The organism is Rhizobium esperanzae (assembly GCF_002204185.1).
In the GTDB taxonomy this organism is placed as follows: Bacteria; Pseudomonadota; Alphaproteobacteria; order Rhizobiales; family Rhizobiaceae; genus Rhizobium; species Rhizobium esperanzae.
Genome location: NZ_MXPU01000005.1, coordinates 38613 through 61041, shown reverse-complemented (window position 1 = coordinate 61041; position 22429 = coordinate 38613). Strand labels below are relative to the sequence as shown.

Genomic DNA, 22429 nt, shown 5'->3' with positions numbered 1-22429 from the left:
GGAGGCAAAGGCCTTCGTTCAAAGCAGCAAGACAAGGATAACACCACTTCATCTTAGGTTCGGCGGCAGTCGATCGGCCGTCGAGATTGGAGGGACCGGTATGACTTACGCGCTTCGACGGATATTGATGCTCGGCTCTCTTGCGATGTCGATGCCTCTGGCAGCGATGGCGCAGGGCGCACCGCCTGCCCCCCCTCCGGTCACCGTCGCAAAACCCGTGGTGCGCGATGTCGTCGACAATGACGAGTTCATCGGCCGCTTTCAGCCGGTTGACGAAGTCTCCGTCCGCTCCCGCGTCGGCGGTTACCTGCAGGAAGTTCATTTCGAAGATGGCGCCTTGGTCAAGCAGGGCGACCTGCTCTTCGTCATCGACCAGCGGCCGTTCATAACAGCACTCAACCAGGCGAAGGCGGCGCTCGAAGCATCGCAATCCGCTCTCGTTTTTGCCGATGCGCAGTACAAGCGCGCCCAATCGCTCGCATCGAGCGGCAGCCAGTCCGCCCAGACGCTGGACGACCGACGCCGCGAGTTCGAGTCGGCCGAGGCCAATGTCCGCGGCGCGCAGGCGGCAGCCGACCGCGCGGCTCTCGATCTTGAATATACCGAGATCAAAGCGCCGCTCAGCGGCCGCATCGATCGCCGCCTGATCTCGCCGGGCAACCTGGTGCAGGCCGATCAGACCGTGCTCACCACCATTGTTTCCCTCGATCCGATCGATTTTTATTTCGATGTGGATGAGCGCCGCCTGCTGAATTTCGCCGACACCGCGCGCAAGCAGGGCAAGGACCTTCAAATGGGCGGCGGCGGCGTGGATGTTTCCGTCACAATCTCGGACCCGACCGCCAAACCCTTCAAGGGCAAGCTCGATTTCGCCGAGAACCGGGTGGACAACGAGAGCGGCACCATCCGCATCCGCGCCCGTCTTCCAAATCCCGATTTCATCCTCCAGCCCGGCCTCTTCGGCCGTGTTCAGGTCGAAGCTTCCAACACTTACAAGGCGGTTCTCGTCCCCGACGAAGCGATCGGCTCGGACCAGAATGAACGCGTCGTCTATCTCGTCGACGCGCAAGGCAAGGTTTCGACCAAGCCCGTGCGACCCGGACCACGGCTCTATGGCTATCGCGTCATACGCGAGGGTCTCGACGGCAGCGAAACCATCATCGTCAACGGCGTGATACGCGCCCGGCCCGGTTCGACCATCACCCCGCAGATGAGCGAACTGCCGCAGGAGCGGCAGGATACAGCGCCGGAGGCCGCAAACGCGGAGAGCGCACAATGAGGTTCGCGCATTTCTTCGTCGACCGGCCGATTTTTGCCGCCGTCATCTCGATCCTCTTCCTCGTTGTCGGCGGCATCGCCTATACACAGCTGCCGGTCGCCCAATATCCGGAGATCGCGCCGCCCACCATCGTCGTGCGCACCTCCTATCCGGGCGCCGACCCGCAAACCATCGCCGACACCGTTTCAACTCCGCTCGAACAGCAGATCAACGGCGTCGAAGACATGCTTTACATGTCTTCCTATTCCAGCGCCGACGGCGCCATTTCGCTGACGATCACCTTCAAGCTCGGCACCGATCTCGACAAGGTCCAGGTGCTCGTCCAGAACCGCGTTTCCATCGCGCTGCCCCGCCTTCCCGAGGAGGTCCAGCGGCTCGGCGTGACCACCGACAAGAGCTCGCCCGACCTGATGATGGTCGTGCACCTCCTGTCGCCATCACACCGCTATGACCAGCTTTACGTCTCGAACTACGCCCGTAACCGCATCCGTGACGTGCTCGTGCGCCTCGATGGCGTCGGCGACGTGCAGGTCTTCGGCGAACGTCAATATTCGATGCGAATCTGGCTGGATCCGGAAAAACTCTCCGCCTACGGCATGACATCCGACGACGTCGTCTCCGCCTTGAGAGACCAGAACGTCCAGGTCTCGGGTGGCAAGATCGGCGCGCCGCCGGTCACAGGCAGGAACGCTTTCGAATATACGGTGCGCACGGACGGACGCTTCTCCGATGTGCGCGAATTCCGTTATGTCATCGTGAAATCGACGACATCGGGCCGGCTCGTGCAGTTGCAGGATGTTGCCCGCATCGAGCTTGGCGCGCAGGACTACGTCACCAATAGTTACCTCAACAACGATCCGGCGGTTGCGCTTGGCATTTTCGCCCGGCCGGGAACCAACGCCCTGGATACGGCCCATCAGGTCCAGGCACTCATGAAGGACATCTCCCAGAATTTCCCGGAGGGTCTCGAGTATCGCATCGTCTACGACACGACCGAATTCATCTCGGCCTCGATCAACGAGGTCTATAAAACCATCGTCGAAGCGGCCATCCTGGTGGCGATCGTCGTTCTCGTCTTCCTGCAATCCTGGCGCACCGCGATCATCCCGATCGTCGCCATCCCCGTCTCGCTGATCGGCACCTTCGCGGTGCTTTTGGCCTTCGGCTTTTCTCTCAACATGCTGACACTCTTCGGCCTTGTGCTGGCGATCGGCATCGTCGTCGACGACGCAATCGTCGTGGTGGAAAACGTCGAGCGCAATCTCGCCCGCGGCATGACGCCGAAGCAGGCCTCTCACGTCACAATGGACGAAGTCGGAACCGCGGTTGTCGCGATCTCGCTGGTGCTGATCGCCGTATTCGTGCCGACGGCCTTCATCCCCGGCATATCAGGCCAGTTCTACAGGCAGTTCGCCGTGACGATCGCCGTGACAACTGCGATCTCGGCCTTGAATTCCCTGACGCTTTCGCCGGCGCTCGCAGGCATATTGCTGAAGGCCCATGATCACGAGAAGAAGCGCAAGAGCATCGCGTCGCGTCTGGGGGCTGGCCTTGCAAACGGCTTCAACCGCGGCTTCGACCGGATGAGCTCCGGCTATTCGTGGACCGTCCGGCACCTGGTCAGCAGCTGGGTAGGATTGACCTGCTCGATGGTCGCCTTCGCTGCCCTTCTCGGCGCAACCTGGTACATGACCACCCGTGTTCCCTCGGGTTTCATCCCGACCATGGACCAAGGTTATGCAATCATCGTCGTGCAGCTTCCCGATGGCGCCTCGCTTGCGCGTACCGACGCCGTCATCAAACGGGTGGGTGACATCGCCCGCACCGTACCCGGCGTCGGCAACGCCGTGCAATTTGCCGGCTTCAGCGGCGCGACCTTCACCAATGCCTCGAATTCCGGCGTTGTCTTCGTCCCCTTCAAATCCTTCGCCGAACGTGAGGAAGGCGGAGAGAACGCCAACAAGATCATCGGCGAGCTCTTCGGCAAGCTGCAAAGCATCCAGGAAGCCTTCATCATTGCCATCCCGCCGCCGTCCGTACGCGGCGTCGGCAACTCCGGCGGCTTCAAGATGCAGATCTCCGACCTCGAAAACCCTGATATGACGCGCGTGCTCGGCCTTGCCCGTCAGATGATGGGGGCGGCAGCAACGACCGAGGGGCTGACCGGCGTCTTTACGACGTTCTCCGATGCCAGCCCGCAATATTTCCTCTCCATCGACCGCGACAAGGCGCGCTTCCTGAACGTGCCGATCCCCAATATCTTCAACGCGCTTTCGATCAATCTGGGCGTCGCCTACGTCAACGATTTCAACGCGTTCGGCCGCGTTTACCAGGTTCGCGCCCAGGCCGACCGGCAATATCGCATGGACCGGGAAGACATTCTCGCCCTGAAGGTGCGCTCCGCGACCGGCGCGCTCGTGCCTCTCGGCACACTGATGGACATTCAGGACTCCAGCGGCCCGGCGCTCGTTCAGCGCTACAACATGTATGTTTCGGTGCCGCTGCAGGGCAATCCGACGCCCGGTACCTCGACGGGCGATGCTCTGAAGAAAATGGAGGCATTGGCGGCCAAAATCCTGCCGCCCGGAACGACCTTCGAATGGACGGAGCTTGCCTATCAGGAAACCCATACCGGCAACACCGCCGTCTACATCTTCGCCCTGTCCGTCGTTTTCGTCTTCCTGGCGCTGGCGGCCCAATATGAAAGCTGGGTTCTGCCTCTGGCGATCATCCTCATCGTCCCGCTTGCCGTACTCGCCGCACTGATCGGGGTGTCGCTCAGGGGCATGGACAACAACGTCCTGACGCAGATCGGCCTGATCGTCCTGATCGGCTTGGCGGCCAAGAACGCCATTCTGATCGTCGAATTCGCCAGACAGGCGGAAGAGGAAGGCAAGTCGCCGGTGGAGGCCGCCATCGAGGCCAGTCATCTTCGCCTGCGCCCGATCCTGATGACCGCATTCGCCTTCATCTTCGGCGTTCTGCCGCTTGCCATCGCCACCGGCCCCGGCGCCGAAATGCGCCAGTCGCTCGGCACCGCCGTCTTCTCGGGCATGCTCGGCGTGACGCTCTTCGGCCTGTTCCTCACTCCGGTTTTCTACGTCGTGCTGCGCGGTTGGCGCCGCAAGCGCTCGGTTGAAAGGCCGGTCGAAGCTCTTCCGACTGAAAGGGAGACGGTCTGATCACTCTAGCCTGTCGCGCAAAAGTGTGCAGCGGTTTTGCGGCAACGACACGCGTGAAAACTAAGACCTAAAGCGCAGGAGGAATCTGAAAGATCGCGACGCGCTTTAGTGATACAGTCTCGCGGGGACGATGTCAGGTGGAAAACAGATGCACCCGGCCCTGCCAGAACCGTGCGACGGTCAGCCTGCCGCTGCGAAAGGCGCGTGTATCGAGATTGAGCCGCCTCGGGCGAATGTCGGGCTCGTCGCTGGGCGTATGGCCGTGCACGACGAGCTTCGGCAAAGGAACCCTGCTTTCGAGAAAGCGGTGGCGGATAAGGACCAGGTCCTCCTCCGTCTGCGCGGAGAGCGGCAGCATCGGATCAATGCCGGCATGCACGAAGACCACGCTCGGTGTATCCAGCATGATGGGCAGTGCCCGCATAAAATCGATGTGCGTATGCGGCAGCGACTGCCGCAGGAAGGCGTCGAGCTGCGCGCCGGAGGGAAAGACGAGCGGCAGATGCTCCGGATCGAGCCCATAGGATTTAAGCGATTCCGCCGATCCCATCCGCATCCAGTCATCATAAGGGAGCCAGCCGTCGACATAATCGAGCATGGCGATCTCGTGATTGCCGGCAAGGCAGATACGGTCGAAACCATCAGGCGGCGGCTCCATGAGGTGAGTGATGACCTGCGCCGATTCCGGACCCCGGTCGATATAGTCCCCGAGCGTCACGATCAGCTTTTGCCCGGGCAATCGCGCGCCATCTTGCAGGATCGCCTCCTCGGCTTTCAAAAGCAGGTCGTAGCGACCGTGAATGTCGCCGATTGCATAGGTTGGAATCTCGGCGATATCCAGCGTCAGGCGCGGTCTCGGCTGGCGCCCCATTTTCCAAACCTCGCTATGGCGAGCAAGTGCTTCACCCATCATATTCCTCAACTGGATAGCCCCGGTTAACCATAAGTAGAGTGCAAGGCGAGGCGATCAAGTTGGTGAGAAAATTCGAAGCTTTGGGTTTTTCTGGAAAAACCGTTCTTATCATCCGGAGGAAAATCCCTCACTCCTGTCACCCGTCGAGGAAAGAGTGAGCGATGGGAACAGTATCGCAGTTTCAAGACCGCATCAGGCCGCCGGCACGCCGCATCGAAAACGAAGAGGAGGCGGTATCTACGGCTCGCAACCTCGCCGACACATTCCGTCAACAGGCAAGCGAGCGCGATATCAACCGCATCCTGCCTTTTGCCGAGCTCGACGCGCTGTCGATATCGGGACTGACGGCAATCTCTGTTCCGCCGGAGTATGAAGGGCTCGACGTGCCGAACGCCCTGCTTGCCGAAATCATCGCGATCATTGCTGAGGCCGACGCCTCGATCGGCGAGACCCTGGAAAATCACTTTTCCGTCCTGGAAACCCTCCGCACCCAGGCGACTGAGGATCTAAAGGCATCGCTGTTTGCCCGTGTACTGCTCGGCGACCGCTTCGCCGGCGCAACCGTCGCCGACGGCAGCGAGCTGTCGGCCGAAGGACCGGGGTACCGTCTGAGCGGGCGGATGCGGCCGGCGCCCGGTATTCTCTATGCCGATTGGATTGCCGCTGCCCTCACACTTCCGCCCGGCCGCCCAGTGACGCTCTACCTCAGCCGCAACAGCGAGGACGTGCAGGTGGTCGATGATTGGGACGGTTTCGGCCAGCGCACCAATGGATCGGCAACGACGATCGCCGGCGCAGTTCATGTCGATGCCGGCGCAATCGCGCCGCCCCCCTCGTCCGGATACTCGACGGGCATTTCGCTCGGGCTGCTACTCAAGGCGGGCGTAGGCCTCGGCATCGCGCGGGCCGCATGGGCCGACCTGATGACAGCCATTGGCGATCGCACCGTCTCCCCCTCCCGGCTCGGCGAACACGCCGTCGGCATCGAAATCACGGCCGCAGCTCTGGAGCGGGCGGGCCGCAAACTCGATATTGCCCAGGTCAATCCTGTAGAGGCTGCGATGGCGGATGCCTATTTTTCCGCCTCGGCGGCCGCAATCACTGCCGGGGAAACGGCCCTCGGCGCCGCAAATGCGCTGTTCGAACTCGCGGGCGAAGCTTCAACCGGCATCGGCCTCAATCTCGACCGCCATTGGCGCAATGCACGCATCCACGCGCTGTCCCTGCCGCGCGATCGATTGCTGCACCGAGCCGGCGACCATATGTCGAGATGAGCCTTGAACGACACAGCGCGGCGCTCCAGGCCGTATGAAATCGAAGCGTCTCAGCTGGCAGCGGAGATCGGCAATTCGTCGCCGGTTTCTTCAATGCGGCCGCCGGCTGCGACGAATTGGTCGAGAGTCATATTGTCCAGAATGGCGGCGATCGCATCCCGAACGTCGGTCATCGAACGCCGCACCTGACAGGTTTCCGGGTCGGCGCAGTCGTCGCAAGCCTCGTAAGCCGTGCGGCTGGCGCAGCGGATCGGCGCCAGCGGACCATCGAGCGTGCGGATGACATGGCCGATGCGGATCTCGGAAGCCGGCCGCGAGAGAGAATACCCGCCGCCGGGCCCCTTCTTTGAACGCAGGATACCGACATTGCGCAGCTCGAGCAGGATCGTGTCGAGAAACTTCTTCGGAATATTGTTGCGCGCCGCGACGTCATTGATGAAGGCGGTCTCGCCCGGCGCCAGACGCGCCAGATCGACCAGTGCCTTCAGGCCGTATTTTCCCTTCTTCGTCAGCATCGTCGTCGCCTTTTGGAAATCGCAATATTCGTCCGCCAATAGCAGGCAAATAACGTCGAAAGCGTGAAGATACAACAAAATAGCTAATATTTATAGCTTGTATCGGCAACATCTCGGCCGGCCGGCAGTCTCGCGAAGAACAGGCTTGCCATGCTGCGACAGCTTCGATCAAATCGTCTTCAGCATGCCGCCATCGACGAAATAGGTCGATCCGATGCAGTAGCTCGCCCGCTCCGAACTCAGAAAGACGAAAACGTTCGCCAGTTCCTCCGGCGTGCCGAAGCGTTTGGATGCAGCGTGTTCATTGGCAACGCTCTGCAGGTAGCCTTCCCAGTTTCCGCCGCTTTCGGCCGTCAGCTGCTTGGCGGTCTTGATCCAGTCGGGCGTCAGGATCAGGCCGGCATTGATGCAGTTGACGCGGATATTGTCCTGGATGAGTTCGGTCGAGAGCGTCTTTGAAAACATCATCAGCGCCGATTTGCTGACATTGTAGATCGGCTCGTACCAGAGCGGCTGGACGGCGCAGATCGAGGCATTATGCAGGATCACCCCGCCGCCGCGTTTCTTCATCTGCGGCGCGATGCCGCGCGCAAGCCTGACGGCGGCCATCACATGCAGGTCCCAATAGGCCTGCCATTTCTCATCCGGCGCCTCCATGACGGTCTCGTTCGATCCGGTACCGGCATTGTTGATGAGGATATCGGCGCCGCCCTTTTCGGCAGCCGCCGCAATGATCGCCTCCGTTCCCGCAGCCGTCGCAACGTCGGCGGCGACGGCTGTGGTGCTGACGCCGAATTTCTCGCCAATGCGGACGGCCTCCGCCTCCAGCCGTTCGCCGCCGCGCGCAGCCAGCACGAGGTCCACGCCCTCAGCCGCCAGTCCCTCGGCGATCGCCAGCCCGATGCCGACCGACGCACCTGTTATGACGGCGATCTTTCCCTTCAATCCCAGATCCATGTCTTCCTCCCGAAGCAGCCGGCGACCCCGACCCTATGAGACGAGTGTTCCGCCAATGAATCCGGGCGTCAAGCACCCAAACGCCTCTTGCGGCAGGCCCGGTTCTGTCGCAGCCTGCATCCGCACCGGGAGGAATTTTCATGCGACGTTATTCAGCCTGCATAGAATGGCTGTTTGCCGAAGACGGCGACAGCTTTGCCGACCGCGTCCGTCGCGCCCATGCTGGCGGCCTGACGGCGGTTGAATTCTGGCGCTGGACCGACAAGGATCTGGATGCGATCGAGGCGGCTCTGAAGGAAACCGGCCTTGCCGTCACCAGCCTCGTCGCCGAGCCGATGATCGCGCTGACCGATGCCGCCAACCGGCAGGCCTGGCTGAAAGGCACTTGCCGATTCCGTCACAATCGCCAAACGCCTCGGCGCGCCGGTGCTGATCGCCCAGGCCGGCGACGATCTCCCCGGACGCAGCCGTGAAGAACAGCGCAAGGCGCTGACCGAAACACTGAAAGCAGGCGCCGACATCCTCAAAGGCAGCGGTGTCCGCCTCGGCGTCGAGCCGCTCAACATCCGCATCGACCACGTCGGCTATTTCCTCGATTCGACCCGCGAAGGCCTCGACATCGTCGACGACGTCGCCCGCCCCGAGATCGGCATCGTCTATGACATCTACCATTCCGCCGTGATGGATGAACGCACCGAAGAGGTGCTGGACGGCCGTCTCGACCGTGTTTTCCACGTCCACGTCGCCGATCATCCCGGCCGCAACGAACCGGGCTCCGGCGGCATCGACCTCGCCCATCGCCTCGACGGGATCTTCGCCAACGGCTATGCCGGCGCCATCGGCCTCGAATACCGGCCGACCAGATCGGGCGCGGACGCGGTCAAAGCCGCGATCGCCTCGCTTGGCGGCTAGGAACCGGCGCCTTCTGCGAAGGCCTCAAGCTCCGGGTCGAATTCCACCTCGACGACATTGTTGAAGACGGCGGTCGCCAGCATGATGCCGGCGAAGGCGACGAGATCGACGAGCGCCTTGGTATCGTAGCGCTCTTTCAGCTTTGCCCAGAGATCGGCCGGAACGGCGTTGGAATCGGTGACGATTGCCTTACCGAAGGCGGCGAGCAGCGTTTCCGCTTCGGAAAGCTCCAGCGTGTCAGGATCGAAGCCCTTGTTGATCAAGGCACGGCGAAAGAAGGTGATGGCGATCTTGGATTTCGCCGCCTTCGAGATCGCATGCGAGAAGATCCAGATCTCGCGGTCGCTGATGACAGGATCAAGCTCGGCCCGCAGCGTGAACCACTCGGCATAAATGCGATGGGCGACCGGCGAATGGAGGAGCGTCCGCTTCATGTTGGTCATGCGCCCGCGCAGCCTGATTTCTTCATCATGCGCCGCGCGAACTTCTGGCGAAGCGGTGTCGTAATCGATCTGCGGGAGATGGCTCATCGGCTCCGCTCTTTCTGCTGTATCAAGGTAAATCCGCTTGGCCGTCGCGGTACTCCCGCCTAGACTGACCCGATCAAGGCGGAGGCTAGGCATGAGCGGCGACCACGAGCATTCTCACATCGACTGGCGCAAACACGGCGTCAAGGTCATTCCCGGCAATTCGCTCGACCCGAACACCGCGCAGACCCCGGGCATGAACCGCGCGACCGCGATCAACCATGCGCGCGCCGGCGCCGAGAAGATCTGGGCGGGCACGGTGACGATCCATGCCAACGCCAAGACCGGCGCCCATCATCACGGCGATCTCGAAAGCATCATCTACGTCGTCAAGGGCAAGGCCCGCATGCGCTGGGGCGAGCATCTGGAATATACCGCCGAGGCCGGCCCCGGCGATTTCATCTATGTCCCGCCCTACGTCCCGCACCAGGAGATCAATGCCAGCCGCGACGAGACGCTGGAATGCGTGCTCGTCCGCTCAGGCCAGGAACCCGTCGTCGTCAATCTCGACATCGAGCCCGTGGAAAAACCGGAAGACGTCCCCTGGATCGATCCGATCCACCGCTGACGCAGCTATGGGCCGGTCAGGCGTGAACCGTGCCGGCGCCGCTCATTGCGGAGTTCTCGATGAGCCGGCCGGTATCGGCGGCATAGAGGTGGATCGCGTTGTGATCGATCGCGATGCCGATCGGATCGCCCGACTTGACGCTCACCGACTCGGTCAGCGCTACGGCGAACGGCAGTCCGTCGAAATCGGCATGCACGACGCGGCTTGCGCCGAGCTCTTCGATGAAATCGGCCGTTGCCACCAGAGCGCCGGGCGCATCCGGTGCCACCAGCCGGGCGGCCTCGGCGCGCATGCCGAGCACGACGCGTTTGCCTTTCAGCGGGGCGGCGCGCTCGCGCGGCAGCGCGATCTTGCGGCTCTGATCATAGACGAAGACGCCCTCGTCGTTGATGGTGCCTTCGAGCAGGTTCATCGCCGGCGTGCCGACAAAACCGGCGACGAAGCGCGATACCGGTCGGTGATAGACCTCTTCCGGCGCGCCGACCTGCTCCACCCTTCCGCCGTTCATCACCACCAGCCGGTCGGCCAGCGTCATCGCCTCGGTCTGATCGTGCGTGACGAAGATCGAAGTGGCGCCGAGGCGGCGGTGCAGGCGGCGGATTTCGGCGCGCATGGCGATGCGCAGCTTGGCGTCGAGGTTCGATAGCGGTTCGTCGAACAGGAAGACCTTCGGCTCGCGGATCATCGCGCGGCCCATGGCGACGCGCTGGCGCTGGCCGCCGGAAAGGGCGGCCGGTCTGCGGTCGAGGAAGGGCTCGAGGCTCAGCGCCTTGGCGACCTCGGCGATTCGCCGGCTGCGCTCGGCCTTCGCCACACCCGCCACCTTCAAGGCGTAGCCGATATTCTCGGCGACGGTCATATGCGGATAGAGCGCGTAGTTCTGGAACACCATGGCGCAGCCACGCTCGCGCGGCTCCATCTGGTTGACGACGCGGCCGTCGATGGCGATTTCGCCGCCGCTGATTTCCTCGAGGCCGGCGATCATGCGCAGCAGCGTGGACTTGCCGCAGCCGGACGGGCCGAGAATGACGATGAATTCGCCGGACTGGATCTCCAGGTCGACGCCGTGAACGACGGGATGCTTGCCGTAGCTCTTCTTCACATCACGGATTGAGATCGGTGCCACAGGACTGCTCCTTCACTTCTCGGTGGAGATAAGGCCGCGCACGAACCAGCGCTGCATCAGGATGACGAGCAGCAACGGCGGCGACATGATGATCAGGGTTCCGGCCATGGCGACATTCCAGTCGGGCAGGCCGAATTCGGACGGGATGAGGGTCTTCAACTGCGTCACCGCAATGCCGAAATTCGGATCGGTGGTGACGAGCAGCGGCCAGAGATACTGGTTCCAGGCCCAGACGAACATGATGGTGAAAAGCGCGATCATGTTCGACCGCGACAGCGGCAGCAGTATATCGACGAAAAATCGTACGGCGCCGGCGCCGTCCATCTTCGTCGCCTCGGCAAGCTCGTCCGGGACGGTCAGGTAGAACTGGCGGTAAAGGAAGGTACCGGTGGCGGTGGCGACGAGCGGCGCCACCAAGCCGGTATAGGAATTCAAAAGGCCCCATTCGAGCTTGATCTGGATGCCGGACAGCCAGGCGACCAGCGCGGTAATTCCCGTGACGTCGAGGATCGCCTGGAACGGCGCCAACGCATTGGCCGCAATCGAATAGGTCGGCACGATGCGGACTTCGAGCGGCAGCATCAACGTGATGAAGATGATCCAGAAGATCAGATGCCGGCCGCGGAAGCGGAAGTAGACGATCGAGAAGGCAGCCATGGCGGAAAGGATCACCTTGCCGGCGCCGACCGCGGTCGCGAAGATGATGCTGTGGATCAGCTTGTTGCCGAGATCGGCCCGGATCCAGGCAGCGTGTGCATTTTCCCAGAAATGTGAACCCGGGGTCAGCGGCAGCGGCACGCGGTTGACCGTCTCCAGATCGAGCGTCGATGCGATGATGACGATGACGAAAGGCAGAAGCGCGATCACCATGCCGAGCGCGAGTATCGTGTAGCAGATAAAGTTGAATATCGGCGTACGTTCGATCATGTCAGCGGCCTCACTTGTAGTGCACGCGCCGCTCGATGAAGCGGAACTGAAAGACGGTGAGCAGGACGACGAGCACCATGAGGATGATCGACTGGGCGGCAGCACCCGAATAATCGAGCCCTCGGAAGCCGTCGAAATAGATCTTGTAGACCATCAATTCCGTCGCCCGGGCAGGACCGCCCTGCGTCATGACGTCGACGATGCCGAAGGAATCCTGGAAGCTTTCGGTGATGTTGATCACGAGCAGGAAAAACAAGGTGGGCGTCAAGAGCGGCAGCTGGAGGTCCCACATGCGTCGCAGCGGCCCCGATCCGTCCATGGCGGCCGCTTCGATCAGCGAACGCGGGATGCCCTGAAGAGCCGAAAGGAAGAAGATGAAGTTATAGCCGATATATTTCCAGGAAAAGGCGATGATCACGGCGATCATCGCGTCCTTGCCGTCGAGGGCCGGGTTCCAGAGGCCGGGCCAGACGTGGTTGATAACTGAGAGGAGGCCGGCCTCCGGCGCCAGGATGAAGCGGAAGGCGAGACCGAGGGCGGGAGCGGCAATCGCATAGGGCCAGATGAAGACCGACCGATAGATTTTATGGCCGCGCAGCTCACGATCCGTCAACAGCGCCAGGATCAGCGCCATTCCCATGGCAATCGCCGTCGAGCTGAAACCGAAGATCATGCTGCGGCTGATCGATTCCCAGTAGATCGGGTCGCTGAGCAGCTGTTTGAAATTGTCGAAACCGACCCAGGCATTGCCGCCGCCCCATGGCTGCTCGAGCGTGAACGCCCAATAGAGCGCCTGCGCACTCGGCCAATAGAAGAAGACGAAGATCAGCAGCAGCATCGGAAACGCGAAGAGCAGTCCGATCGTCGTCGAGGAGAAAGTGACGCGCTTTTCCATGGGTGGTCGTTTTCGGCCTGGTTTGCTTTAGGTGCGGGCGGCGAGTTCGCCTCCCAGCCGGTATGACTGTACAAAGCCACACCCGGCACGCAAGGCGGGCCGGGTGTGGCTCATATCGGTCGATCAGGGAAGCTGAACGTTCTTGTAGGTCTGCTGGAAGCGGCGCAGCAGCTGGTTGCCGCGGTCGGCAGCACCGTCGAGCGAAGCCTGGACGTCGGCATTGTTGACGAAGATCGCCTGCAGGCCGTTGGCGATTTCGGTGCGGACCTGCAGCAGGCCGCCGAGCCGGATGCCGTGCGGAGCCGTGTCGCTGGCAGGCGATGCGGTCAGGCTCTGGATCGCCAGTTCGCGGCCGGCATAGGGAGCCTTGTCGTAGAAGCCCTGCTTCTTCAGATATTCGAAGCCGGAGTTGCGAACCGGGATATAGCCGGTCACGGTCGACCAGGTCAGCGCTTCTTCCGGCTTGGCGATGAAGTTGAAGAAGGCAGCGGCAACCTTGTACTCAGCGTCCGAGTGGCCCTTCAGGACCCAGAGCGAAGCACCGCCGACATAGGAGCTGTGGCGGGTTGCGTTGCCATAGGTCGGCAGCATCGAAACCCCCCAGTTCATGCCCTGCTTGGCGGTTCGGCCAATATTACCGTGGTCGCCGACCGAGGTCAGGATGACCTGGCAATCGCCGGCAGCGAAGGCTTCGACGAAGGTCTGGCCGACGGCCTTGTTCTTGATGACGGCGAGCTTGTTGTCGTACCAGGACTTGAGGTCCTTGATGTAGCTGACGAGAAGCGGGTTCTTGTTGAACACCAGCTCGGCGTCGAGACCTTCGAAACCGTTCTTCTTTGTCGCGATCGCTTCGCCGTTGACGGCTTCGAACTGCTCGATGTACTGCCAGACTTCGTTATTTGAGATATCGAAGGCGAGCGGGCAAGCATAGCCGGCGTCCTTCAGAGCCTTGAAGTCTTCACCGGCTTCCTGCCAGGTGGCCGGAGCATGGTCCTTGCCGATCTTGGTGAAGGCGTCCTTGTTCCAATAGAGCAGAGCGGTCGACGAGTTGAAGGGGAAGGAATACATCTCACCCTTGGACGTCGCATAGTAGTTTGCGATACCGGAGAAGTAATCTTTCCAGTCGACCGTGTAGCCCATGTCGGCCATCAGCTGGTTAGCCGGATAGAAGGCGCCAGAGAGCATGATGTCGAGGGTTCCGGCGTCGGAGACCTGAGCGATGGTCGGCTGCTTGCCGGCGCGGAAAGCGGCAATCGTATTCTGCAGGGAAGCATCGTAGCTGCCCTGGCTGGTGCAGACGACTTCATAGTCGCCCTGCGACTGGTTGAAGCGATCGCACTGCTCCTGGACACGCTTGGCGATGTCACCGGAATTGCCGAACCAGAAGTCAATCTTGGTCTTTTCGGCGGCGGCAGCGGGACCAGCAAGAAACGCTGTAGCGAGAAGGGCGCCAACGGCGCCGAGAAGCTTGGCTTGCATGAGAACCTCGAACGTAAAAGGACGCGCACTTTCAGCGCACGCCCTATTAGCTGGTCCAAATTGCCGCGGCCAATGAATATTCCATGACATGAAACGACCAAAATCGTGCCGTCACGAAACCTTCATGCGGATGTTATTTGCCACGGCTGAAGGCTATATTAAAGGAAGCCTCGCCAACCACCCCAGCGCACTGCCGAATAATCATATCTATACCAGAATCCCTATAAATTTCAATGATTTTCAATATTTGCCTATACTTCACAAGCGCCTCTCTATTCGCTGCTATGGTCGCTTGAAACTTTCAAAGAGTGACCATTTTTCTGCCGTTGCACTGCTGTGCAACGCCCGGTTTCAGCGTCTAAATCAGCGGGAGTCCTTCAAGATTGCAGCAAAATGCGGATCGAATGCCCGGCCGATCGGTCCGGCGGCAGCACCGAGCGCCACCGACCACGGATCGGCCATGCCGGGTTGCAGACGCGGCAGCGTCCGGCCGCGCCGTTCGGCGATCGAGGGCAACAACGGGCCGATGGCCGCAATCAACCTGTTCACCAATGCCTCGGGTGCGCTGCCGCAGAGGATCACCGTCTGCGGATCGAAGATCGTTTCGATCAGATGGATGCTCCAGCGCAGGTCAGCAGCCGCCGTTTCGATCCAGGTGTCGATGCCTGGATCGCCCCCCGAGGCGAGGTCATTGATGTGTGCATGCAAATCGGGATCGGCGGGATCGGCCGAGAGATATTGGTAAAGCGAGGCGAGCGAAGCGCGATGTTCGAGCGGCGTCGATTTGCCCTCGGCAAAGAGCAGCGCCATGCCGATCTCGCCGGCATTGCCGTTGGCGCCGCGATAGAGTTCGCCGTTTAAAATGAGGCCGGCGCCGATGCCGTAACCGACAAAGAGGCAGACGGCATGGTCGAGGCCGTGGGCGGCGCCCACCATGCGCTCGGCAGTTGCAGCCGCGGCGGCATCGTTCTGCAGGCCGACATCGAGCCCGGTGCCTGCGGTCAGGGTTTCAAGCAGCGGAAACTTCTGCCAGGCCCCCATCATCCATGGATCGTCGCCGCTGCCGTCGATCCCGAACGGGCCGGGCATCGCAACGCCGAGGCCGACCAGCCGCGTCTCCGATTGCTGGACGATCCCGGCCAGCTTCGAACGCACGCCGGCGACGAGATCGAGAATGACCTTCGCTCCGGTCGACGGGCCTCCCGGCGGCAAACCGGCCTCAGCGCGCACGAGAACGCTGCCGAGGAGATCGACGGCGACCGCCCGCGTCACATGCCGGTCGATCTGCAGGCCGATCGCAAAGGCGCCCTCGGGAACGAGCCGATAGGGCGTAGAGGGCTGGCCCCTGCCCTTTCGCACCGCCTCCTGCGAATTGACGAGACCGTCACGCTCGAGTTCCTCGATAATATTCGACACCGTCTGCTTGGTCAGCCGTGTCGCCCGCGCCAGATCTGCGCGCGAGAGCGCACCGTTGATCCTCAGGGCATCGATCATCACACGCCTGTTATGCGCGCTGGTGCCTTCGTGATTGGTGCCGCTCTTGGCCCGGATCGGCCTGCTGTCATTCATGTGCAATTGCCTCTTGACTCCAGTAGAATGTTGAAGAAGTAATAAGTCAAGATAATTGACTTAATAAGGGACTGAAGAGTTCCAGGGAACGCAGGAAGCCGCACAGGGCCTCCAACGACGCTCCGAGATGACGAACCGGCACGTTTTTCAAGTGTGCCGTCTCGAAAACCGACGGCGAAAATCCGCTCTCGGCCACGCGTAAATGTCAAAAACTGGAGGCTGCAATGCTGAAATCCCTTACCAAGACGCTTCTGGGTGCGGCCTTGATCGGCGCATCTCTTGCACCGCATGCTTTCGCCGAAACGACGCTGAACGCGCTTTTCATGGCGCAGGCCGCTTACAGCGAGGCCGATGTGCGCGCCATGACCGATGCCTTCGTCAAGGCGAACCCCGATATCAAGGTCAATCTCGAATTCGTCCCCTATGAAGGCCTGCACGACAAGACGGTGCTGGCGCAGGGTTCCGGCGGCGGATATGACGTCGTCCTCTTCGATGTCATCTGGCCGGCCGAATACGCCACCAACAAGGTGCTGGTCGACGTCTCCTCGCGCATCACCGACGAGATGAAGAAGGGCGTATTGCCGGGCGCCTGGACCACTGTGCGGTATGACGGCAAATATTACGGCATGCCGTGGATCCTCGACACCAAATATCTGTTCTACAATAAGGAGATCCTGGAGAAGGCCGGCATCAAGGCCCCGCCGAAGACCTGGGACGAGCTGGCCGAACAGGCAAAGATGATCAAGGACAAGGGCCTGCTTGCCACGCCGATCGCTTGGAGCTGGTCGCAGGCCGAAGCCGCCATCTGCGACTACACCACGCTCGTCAGCGCCTATGGCGGAGATTTCCTGAAGGACGGCAAACCTGCCTTCCAGAGCGGTGGTGGCCTTGACGCCCTGAAATATATGGTGGCCAGCTATACGTCAGGCCTGACCAACCCGAACTCCAAGGAGTTCCTGGAAGAGGACGTCCGCAAGGTCTTCGAAAATGGCGATGCCGCCTTCGCCCTCAACTGGACCTACATGTACAACATGGCCAACGACCCGAAGGACAGCAAGGTCGCGGGCAAGGTCGGCGTCGTGCCGGCCCCGGGGGTAGCCGGCAAGAGCGAGGCTTCGGCCGTCAACGGCTCGATGGGCCTCGGCATCACCTCCGCCAGCCAGCATCCCGACGAGGCCTGGAAATACATCACCTTCATGACCTCGCAGGCGACACAGAACGCTTACGCCAAGCTCAGCCTGCCGATCTGGGCCTCCTCCTACGCGGACCCGGCCGTTACCAAGGGCCAGGAAGAGCTGATCTCGGCCGCGAAGGTCGGCCTTGCCGCCATGTATCCGCGCCCGACGACGCCGAAATATCAGGAACTTTCGACGGCGCTGCAGCAGGCGATCCAGGAATCGCTGCTCGGCCAGTCGACGCCTGAGGACGCACTGAAGTCGGCCGCCGAAAACAGCGGCCTCTAAGCCCGGCATGAACCTGGGCGGCGCTGTCGTCGCCCGGCTCGATTCCAATAATCTAAGAATGAAAAAGGGTCGCCTCGATGTCGGGCACATGGCTGACAACGCGCGCGTGGCTGTTGATGTTGCCGCTTCTCGTGGTCATGATCTCGGTCATCGGCTGGCCGCTGGTCGATACCGTCGGCCTCTCCTTCACCGATGCCAAGCTCGTCGGCACCGCGGGCAATTTCGTCGGCATCGACAATTACGCCAAGATGCTCTCCGGCTCTAATTTCCAGCGCACGCTCGTTACCACCGCGTGGTTCGCAATCGTCTCTGTGGCCGCTGAAATGGTGATCGGCGTGCTGGCCGCCCTCCTGCTGAACCAGCAATTCCGCGGCCGCACCGCGCTGCGTGCCTTGATGATTCTGCCCTGGGCGCTGCCGACCGTCGTCAACGCCACGCTCTGGCGGCTGATCTACAATCCGGAATACGGTGCACTCAACGCCGCCCTGACGCAGCTTGGTCTGCTCGATGCCTATCGCTCCTGGCTCGGCGAGCCGGGCACGGCGCTGGCTGCCCTCATCGTCGCCGACTGCTGGAAGAACTTCCCGCTGGTGGCATTGATCGCGCTTGCCGCGCTCCAGGCCGTGCCGCGCGACATCACCGCCGCCTCGCTCGTCGACGGCGCCGGCCCCTTCGCCCGCTTCCGCTTCGTCATCCTGCCCTATCTCGCCGGCCCGCTGATGGTGGCGCTCGTGCTGCGCACGATCGAAGCCTTCAAGGTGTTCGACATTATCTGGGTGATGACCCGCGGCGGTCCGGCCAACAGCACCCGAACGCTGTCGATCCTCGTCTATCAGGAAGCCTTCTCGTTCCAGCGGGCAGGCTCGGGCGCATCGCTCGCCTTGATCGTCACGCTGCTGGTGACGCTGCTCGCCGCAGGCTACGCGGCTCTTGTGCGCAAGACCGCCGGGAGTGCCGTCTGATGGAACGCCGGAGCCCGCTCTTTTCCGCTTTCATTCACCTCTCGGCGCTGCTGCTTGCCGCCGTCATCCTGGCGCCGATCCTGTGGCTTTTCATCATGAGCATCGCGCCGGCGGCCGATCTCGCCGCAAAGCCGCTGCGCTGGTGGCCGCAAGCCATTGATTTCTCGCGATACCAGGTGCTGCTGTCGACGCTCGAAAACAGCGCCGGCGCGGCTTTCACCTCGTCATTGCGCAACAGCATCGAGGTGGCCGGCATGGCGACGATCGCCGCCATCGCGCTCGCAATTCCCGCCGGTTGGGCAGTGTCGCGCACACCTTCCGTCGGCTGGTCGCTGTCGATGGTGATCGCGACCTATATGCTGCCACCGGTGGCGCTCGCCGTGCCGCTCTATATGGGCCTCTCCCATCTCGGGATGCTGAACAACGTCTTCGGGCTCGCCCTTGTCTATCTCACGATCCTCGCGCCCTTCACCACCTGGCTGATGAAATCAGGCTTCGATTCCATCCCGCGCGAGATCGAATCGGCGGCGATGATCGACGGTGCCGGCCTGTTTCAGACGCTGAAGATCATCACGCTGCCGCTTGCCGCCCCGGTGGTGGCGACCTCGAGCCTCTTCGCCTTCCTGCTGGCCTGGGATGAATTTTTCTATGCGCTGCTCTTCACTTCGGACCAGCGCGCCAAGACGCTGACCGTCGCCATCGCCGATCTCGCCGGCGGCCGCGTTTCCGATTACGGACTGATCGCCACGGCAGGCGTGCTCGCCGCCCTGCCCCCGGTACTGATCGGTCTCGTCATGCAACGCGCCCTGATCTCGGGGCTCACCAGCGGCGGCGTCAAGGGATGAACATGACAACAGAAAGAATTCGACCCGCCGGGCTTGAGGCGATCGATCGCGAAATGGCCCGCCAGCACGCCGATGCAATCACCTCTTATCAATCGGCCGGGCCGATGGCGGCAAGAGCCGCCGCCTCGCTTGAGAAGACCGGGCGGCTGCTCCTGATCGGCATGGGCGGCTCACATGCCGTCAACCGCGCCGTCGAGCCGCTCTATCGCGCGCTCGGCATCGACGCCATCGCCCTGCCGCTCTCCGAGCAGCTCGGCCAGCCGCTGCCGATCGCCGGCAGGACGATCTTCGTCACCTCCCAGTCGGGCGAAAGTGCCGAGGTCGTGCGTTGGTTCAACGAGACCGGCGGCACCGAGGACACTTTCGGCCTGACGCTTGAAGCCGGCGCCTTCCTGGCAAGAACCGCCCCATCGCTCGTTGGCAGCGGCGGCTCCGAGCTTGCCTTCGCAGCCACCCGCAGTCTGACGGTGACTTTTGCTCTGCATCTGGCAATCCTTGCCGCGCTCGGCGAAGATCCCGCAGCCGCGCTTTCTGTCCTTGAAGCGCCTGAAGACCACGACATCGCCGCCGCCCTCGCCGCACTTGAAAATGTTGCGACCGTCGTCACCTCGGGCCGCCGTCTGCAGGGCGTTGCCGAGGCCTTGGCCCTGGGATTGACCGAATTGTCGCGCCGCCCCTGCTTCTCGCTCGAAGGCGGTCAGCTCCGCCACGGTCCGATGGAGATGCTCGGCCCGGAAATCGGCGTCGTGCTGTTCCGCGGCCAGGATGAAACCGCCGGCCTGGTTACAGCAATGGCGATGTCTGCTGTCGAGACCGGCGCTCCCGTCATCCTCTTTGACGCATCGACCGAAGCTCCGGTGGCCGGCGCCACAATCCGCTTTGCCCCGGCGACAGGCCTTGCCGCGATCTTCGCCATGCTGCCGGTTGCCCAGCGGCTGATGATCGGCTTTGCCGACACCCGCGTCGAGAATGCCGGAACGCCGGTTCGATCCACCAAGATTACCCGGAGCGAATGAATGCGGCCGCTTGCAGTCATCGGCAACGTCAATGTCGACCTGATCCTCGGACCGGCCGCCCCCTGGCCGAAGGCCGGGACGGAAATCATCGTCGATCACGACGAGCTCAGGGTCGGGGGATCGGCCGGCAACAGCGCACTCGCCTGGCAGGCGCTCGGGGTCGAATTCGAGATCGCCGCCAATATCGGCAGCGACCAGTTCGGCCGCTGGCTGGCGGAAGCCTTCGGCCACCGTTCCGCGAAGTGGCCGGTGCGCCCCGAACAAACGACCCTCTCCGTCGGCATCACCCATCCTGACGGCGAGCGCACCTTCTTCACGACGCGGGGCCATCTGCCGCGCTTCAGCCTCGCCGATGTTTTCGCCGTCATCGACGGCGAAAAGCTGCGCGGCGGCTGTGCGCTTCTCTGCGGCGGCTTCCTGACCGACGATCTGACCCGCCAATATGACGCCTTCTTCGACTGGGCCGAGAGCCACGACATCGCCGTCGCCCTCGATACCCGCTGGCCGCTCGACGGCTGGACCGAGCAGAATTGCGCTGCGACACGGGCCTGGCTATCTCGCAGCCGCATCGCGCTGCTCAACGAGGTCGAGTCGACGACGCTTGCCGGCATCGCCGATCCGATCGAAGCCGCCCGGCACATCAGCTCGCATATGCCGCAAGGTGCGATCGTCGTCGTCAAGCGCGGCCCCGATGGCGCAATCGCGATCGGGGCTGACGGCCAACTGGCTACGGTGACTGCGCCTATTGTCGCGGTAGTCGATACCATCGGCGCCGGCGATGTCTTCAATGCCGCCTTTCTCGCAGCGCTGGCAAAGGATGAGCCTTTGATATCTTGCCTGAGGGCCGGAACCGAGGTCGCCTCTCGCGCCATCTCCACGCTTCCCCGCAGCTATAGCGACCCGACCTCTCGTCAGGAGCCACAGTCATGAGCGCGCTCGATATCGAAAATATCCGCAAGACCTATGGCGACGTCGAGACGCTGAAGGGTATCGATATTTCCCTGGAAAGCGGCGAATTCCTCGTACTGCTCGGTTCCTCCGGCTGCGGCAAGTCAACGCTCTTGAACATCATCGCCGGCCTTGCCGAGGCGACGAGCGGTGACATCAGGATTGGCGGCCGCTCAGTGCTCCGTGTGCATCCGAAGGACCGCGACATTGCCATGGTCTTTCAATCCTATGCGCTCTATCCCAATCTGACGGTGCATAGGAATATCGGCTTCGGCCTAGAAATGCGTAAAGTTCCGACGCCCGAGCGTGACAAAGCGGTGCGCGATGCCGCAAAGCTCCTGCAGATCGAAAATCTTCTCGATCGCAAGCCGAGCCAGCTCTCCGGCGGCCAGCGCCAGCGCGTCGCGATCGGCCGCGCGCTGGTGCGCAAGCCGGAGGTGTTCCTCTTCGACGAGCCGCTCTCCAACCTCGACGCCAAGCTGCGAATGGAAATGCGCACCGAAATCAAGCGGCTGCACCAGATGCTGAAGACGACGGTGGTCTATGTCACCCATGACCAGATCGAAGCGATGACGCTGGCGAGCCGCATCGCCGTCATGCGCGACGGCCGCATCGAACAGCTGGGCACGCCGGAAGAGATCTACAACAGTCCGGCGACGCTCTATGTCGCGACCTTCGTCGGCGCGCCGCCGATGAACCTTCTGGCGGCAACCATCCGAGATGATCGACTGGTGCTCTCGGGTTCCGATACCAGCCTGCCTCTGCCCGTCCGCTTCGGCAAGGCGGCAGCCGATGGCCGCGACCTCATTCTCGGCATCCGCCCCGAGGCGCTTCGCACGGCTGGATCCGGGGCTTCGCTCGAGGCAACCGTGGAGGTTGCGGAGTTGACCGGCCCGGAGCTCGTCGTCACCGCCCTCGCGGGAAACCAACGGCTGACGGCCTGCCTGCCGCCGCGCACGCCGGTCCGCGACGGCGAAAAACTCACGCTCTTCTTTGACGAGGAGGCGATGCATCTCTTCGATGCGCAAACCGGTCTCAGTTGCCTCCGCGAGCAATAGAGCGATCAACGGTC

The 22429-nt window shown here is 62.3% G+C and carries 19 protein-coding genes and 1 pseudogene; 11 read left to right on the top strand and 9 right to left on the bottom strand.

Annotated elements, in window-relative coordinates; all coding sequences use genetic code 11:
* The first annotated feature begins 100 nt into the window (after nt 1-100).
* Together B5E41_RS08700 and B5E41_RS08695 are read left to right on the top strand one after the other, a co-directional pair.
* The gene (locus tag B5E41_RS08700) at nt 101-1279 is read left to right on the top strand and encodes an efflux RND transporter periplasmic adaptor subunit (protein ID WP_088392792.1); all 1179 of its coding nucleotides are present in this window, start codon (nt 101-103) and stop codon (nt 1277-1279) included.
* Nucleotides 1276-4461, top strand: coding sequence for an efflux RND transporter permease subunit (locus tag B5E41_RS08695; RefSeq protein WP_088392790.1), 3186 nt, complete (start codon nt 1276-1278; stop codon nt 4459-4461). Before B5E41_RS08700 ends, B5E41_RS08695 begins: the two co-directional genes overlap by 4 nt.
* A gap of 133 nt (nt 4462-4594) precedes the next feature.
* Here B5E41_RS08695 and B5E41_RS08690 read toward each other — a convergent pair whose 3' ends face one another.
* Nucleotides 4595-5332, bottom strand: a complete 738-nt coding sequence (locus B5E41_RS08690; RefSeq protein ID WP_088393231.1) for a metallophosphoesterase family protein — start codon at nt 5330-5332, stop codon at nt 4595-4597.
* Between the two features lie 203 nt (nt 5333-5535).
* On the opposite strand from B5E41_RS08690, the gene B5E41_RS08685 reads away from it, so the two are divergent.
* On the top strand, nt 5536-6648 hold the full coding sequence (locus B5E41_RS08685) for an acyl-CoA dehydrogenase family protein (protein ID WP_088392788.1): 1113 nt from the start codon (nt 5536-5538) through the stop codon (nt 6646-6648).
* Between the two features lie 50 nt (nt 6649-6698).
* Here the strand turns inward: B5E41_RS08685 and B5E41_RS08680 are convergent, their stop codons facing one another.
* On the bottom strand, nt 6699-7163 hold the full coding sequence (locus tag B5E41_RS08680) for an RrF2 family transcriptional regulator (protein WP_064806299.1): 465 nt from the start codon (nt 7161-7163) through the stop codon (nt 6699-6701).
* A 168-nt stretch (nt 7164-7331) separates the two neighbouring features.
* The gene (locus B5E41_RS08675; RefSeq protein WP_064804597.1) at nt 7332-8120 is read right to left on the bottom strand and encodes an SDR family NAD(P)-dependent oxidoreductase; all 789 of its coding nucleotides are present in this window, start codon (nt 8118-8120) and stop codon (nt 7332-7334) included.
* Nucleotides 8121-8260: 140 nt separating this feature from the next.
* Between B5E41_RS08675 and B5E41_RS08670 the strand changes: the two are divergent.
* Nucleotides 8261-9032: pseudogene (locus B5E41_RS08670) on the top strand (TIM barrel protein).
* On the opposite strand, the gene B5E41_RS08665 reads toward B5E41_RS08670, so the two are convergent.
* Nucleotides 9029-9562 carry a carboxymuconolactone decarboxylase family protein gene (locus B5E41_RS08665; protein WP_088392786.1) on the bottom strand — a complete coding sequence of 178 codons (534 nt, stop codon included), beginning with the start codon at nt 9560-9562 and terminating at the stop codon, nt 9029-9031. The pseudogene B5E41_RS08670 and the gene B5E41_RS08665 sit on opposite strands and share 4 nt — an antisense overlap.
* Before the next feature lie 91 nt (nt 9563-9653).
* Here B5E41_RS08665 and B5E41_RS08660 point away from each other — a divergent pair, with 91 nt between their 5' ends.
* Nucleotides 9654-10127, top strand: a complete 474-nt coding sequence (locus B5E41_RS08660) for a cupin domain-containing protein (protein WP_088392784.1) — start codon at nt 9654-9656, stop codon at nt 10125-10127.
* A 16-nt stretch (nt 10128-10143) separates the two neighbouring features.
* Here the strand turns inward: B5E41_RS08660 and B5E41_RS08655 are convergent, their stop codons facing one another.
* From B5E41_RS08655 to B5E41_RS08635, 5 genes are all read right to left on the bottom strand, one after another.
* Nucleotides 10144-11253: a sn-glycerol-3-phosphate import ATP-binding protein UgpC gene (locus B5E41_RS08655; RefSeq protein ID WP_088392782.1), complete on the bottom strand. Its 1110-nt coding sequence runs from the start codon at nt 11251-11253 to the stop codon at nt 10144-10146.
* Between the two features lie 12 nt (nt 11254-11265).
* Nucleotides 11266-12180, bottom strand: a complete 915-nt coding sequence (locus B5E41_RS08650) for an ABC transporter permease subunit (RefSeq protein ID WP_088392780.1) — start codon at nt 12178-12180, stop codon at nt 11266-11268.
* Between the two features lie 10 nt (nt 12181-12190).
* Nucleotides 12191-13075 carry a carbohydrate ABC transporter permease gene (locus B5E41_RS08645; RefSeq protein WP_088392778.1) on the bottom strand — a complete coding sequence of 295 codons (885 nt, stop codon included), beginning with the start codon at nt 13073-13075 and terminating at the stop codon, nt 12191-12193.
* A 123-nt stretch (nt 13076-13198) separates the two neighbouring features.
* Nucleotides 13199-14554 (bottom strand): extracellular solute-binding protein, encoded by a 1356-nt coding sequence (locus tag B5E41_RS08640; protein WP_088392776.1) that lies wholly within the window; start codon nt 14552-14554, stop codon nt 13199-13201.
* Nucleotides 14555-14917: 363 nt separating this feature from the next.
* Nucleotides 14918-16123, bottom strand: coding sequence for an ROK family transcriptional regulator (locus tag B5E41_RS08635; RefSeq protein ID WP_088392774.1), 1206 nt, complete (start codon nt 16121-16123; stop codon nt 14918-14920).
* 224 nt (nt 16124-16347) lie between these two features.
* Here B5E41_RS08635 and B5E41_RS08630 point away from each other — a divergent pair, with 224 nt between their 5' ends.
* The 6 genes from B5E41_RS08630 (at nt 16348) to B5E41_RS08605 (ending at nt 22415) form a co-directional block, all read left to right on the top strand.
* Nucleotides 16348-17586 carry an extracellular solute-binding protein gene (locus B5E41_RS08630; RefSeq protein ID WP_088392772.1) on the top strand — a complete coding sequence of 413 codons (1239 nt, stop codon included), beginning with the start codon at nt 16348-16350 and terminating at the stop codon, nt 17584-17586.
* 77 nt (nt 17587-17663) lie between these two features.
* A complete protein-coding gene (locus tag B5E41_RS08625; RefSeq protein WP_088392770.1) occupies nt 17664-18548 on the top strand; it encodes a carbohydrate ABC transporter permease in 885 nt (294 codons plus the stop codon).
* Nucleotides 18548-19393 carry a carbohydrate ABC transporter permease gene (locus B5E41_RS08620; protein WP_064804615.1) on the top strand — a complete coding sequence of 282 codons (846 nt, stop codon included), beginning with the start codon at nt 18548-18550 and terminating at the stop codon, nt 19391-19393. Before B5E41_RS08625 ends, B5E41_RS08620 begins: the two co-directional genes overlap by 1 nt.
* Complete coding sequence (locus B5E41_RS08615; RefSeq protein WP_088392768.1) at nt 19390-20409, top strand: SIS domain-containing protein; 1020 nt, start codon at nt 19390-19392, stop codon at nt 20407-20409. The genes B5E41_RS08620 and B5E41_RS08615 overlap by 4 nt, the downstream gene beginning before the upstream one ends.
* Entirely contained in the window at nt 20410-21339 is a 930-nt protein-coding gene (locus tag B5E41_RS08610) for a PfkB family carbohydrate kinase (RefSeq protein ID WP_088392766.1), read from the top strand.
* Nucleotides 21336-22415, top strand: coding sequence for an ABC transporter ATP-binding protein (locus B5E41_RS08605; RefSeq protein ID WP_088392764.1), 1080 nt, complete (start codon nt 21336-21338; stop codon nt 22413-22415). Before B5E41_RS08610 ends, B5E41_RS08605 begins: the two co-directional genes overlap by 4 nt.
* Nucleotides 22416-22429: the final 14 nt, after the last annotated feature.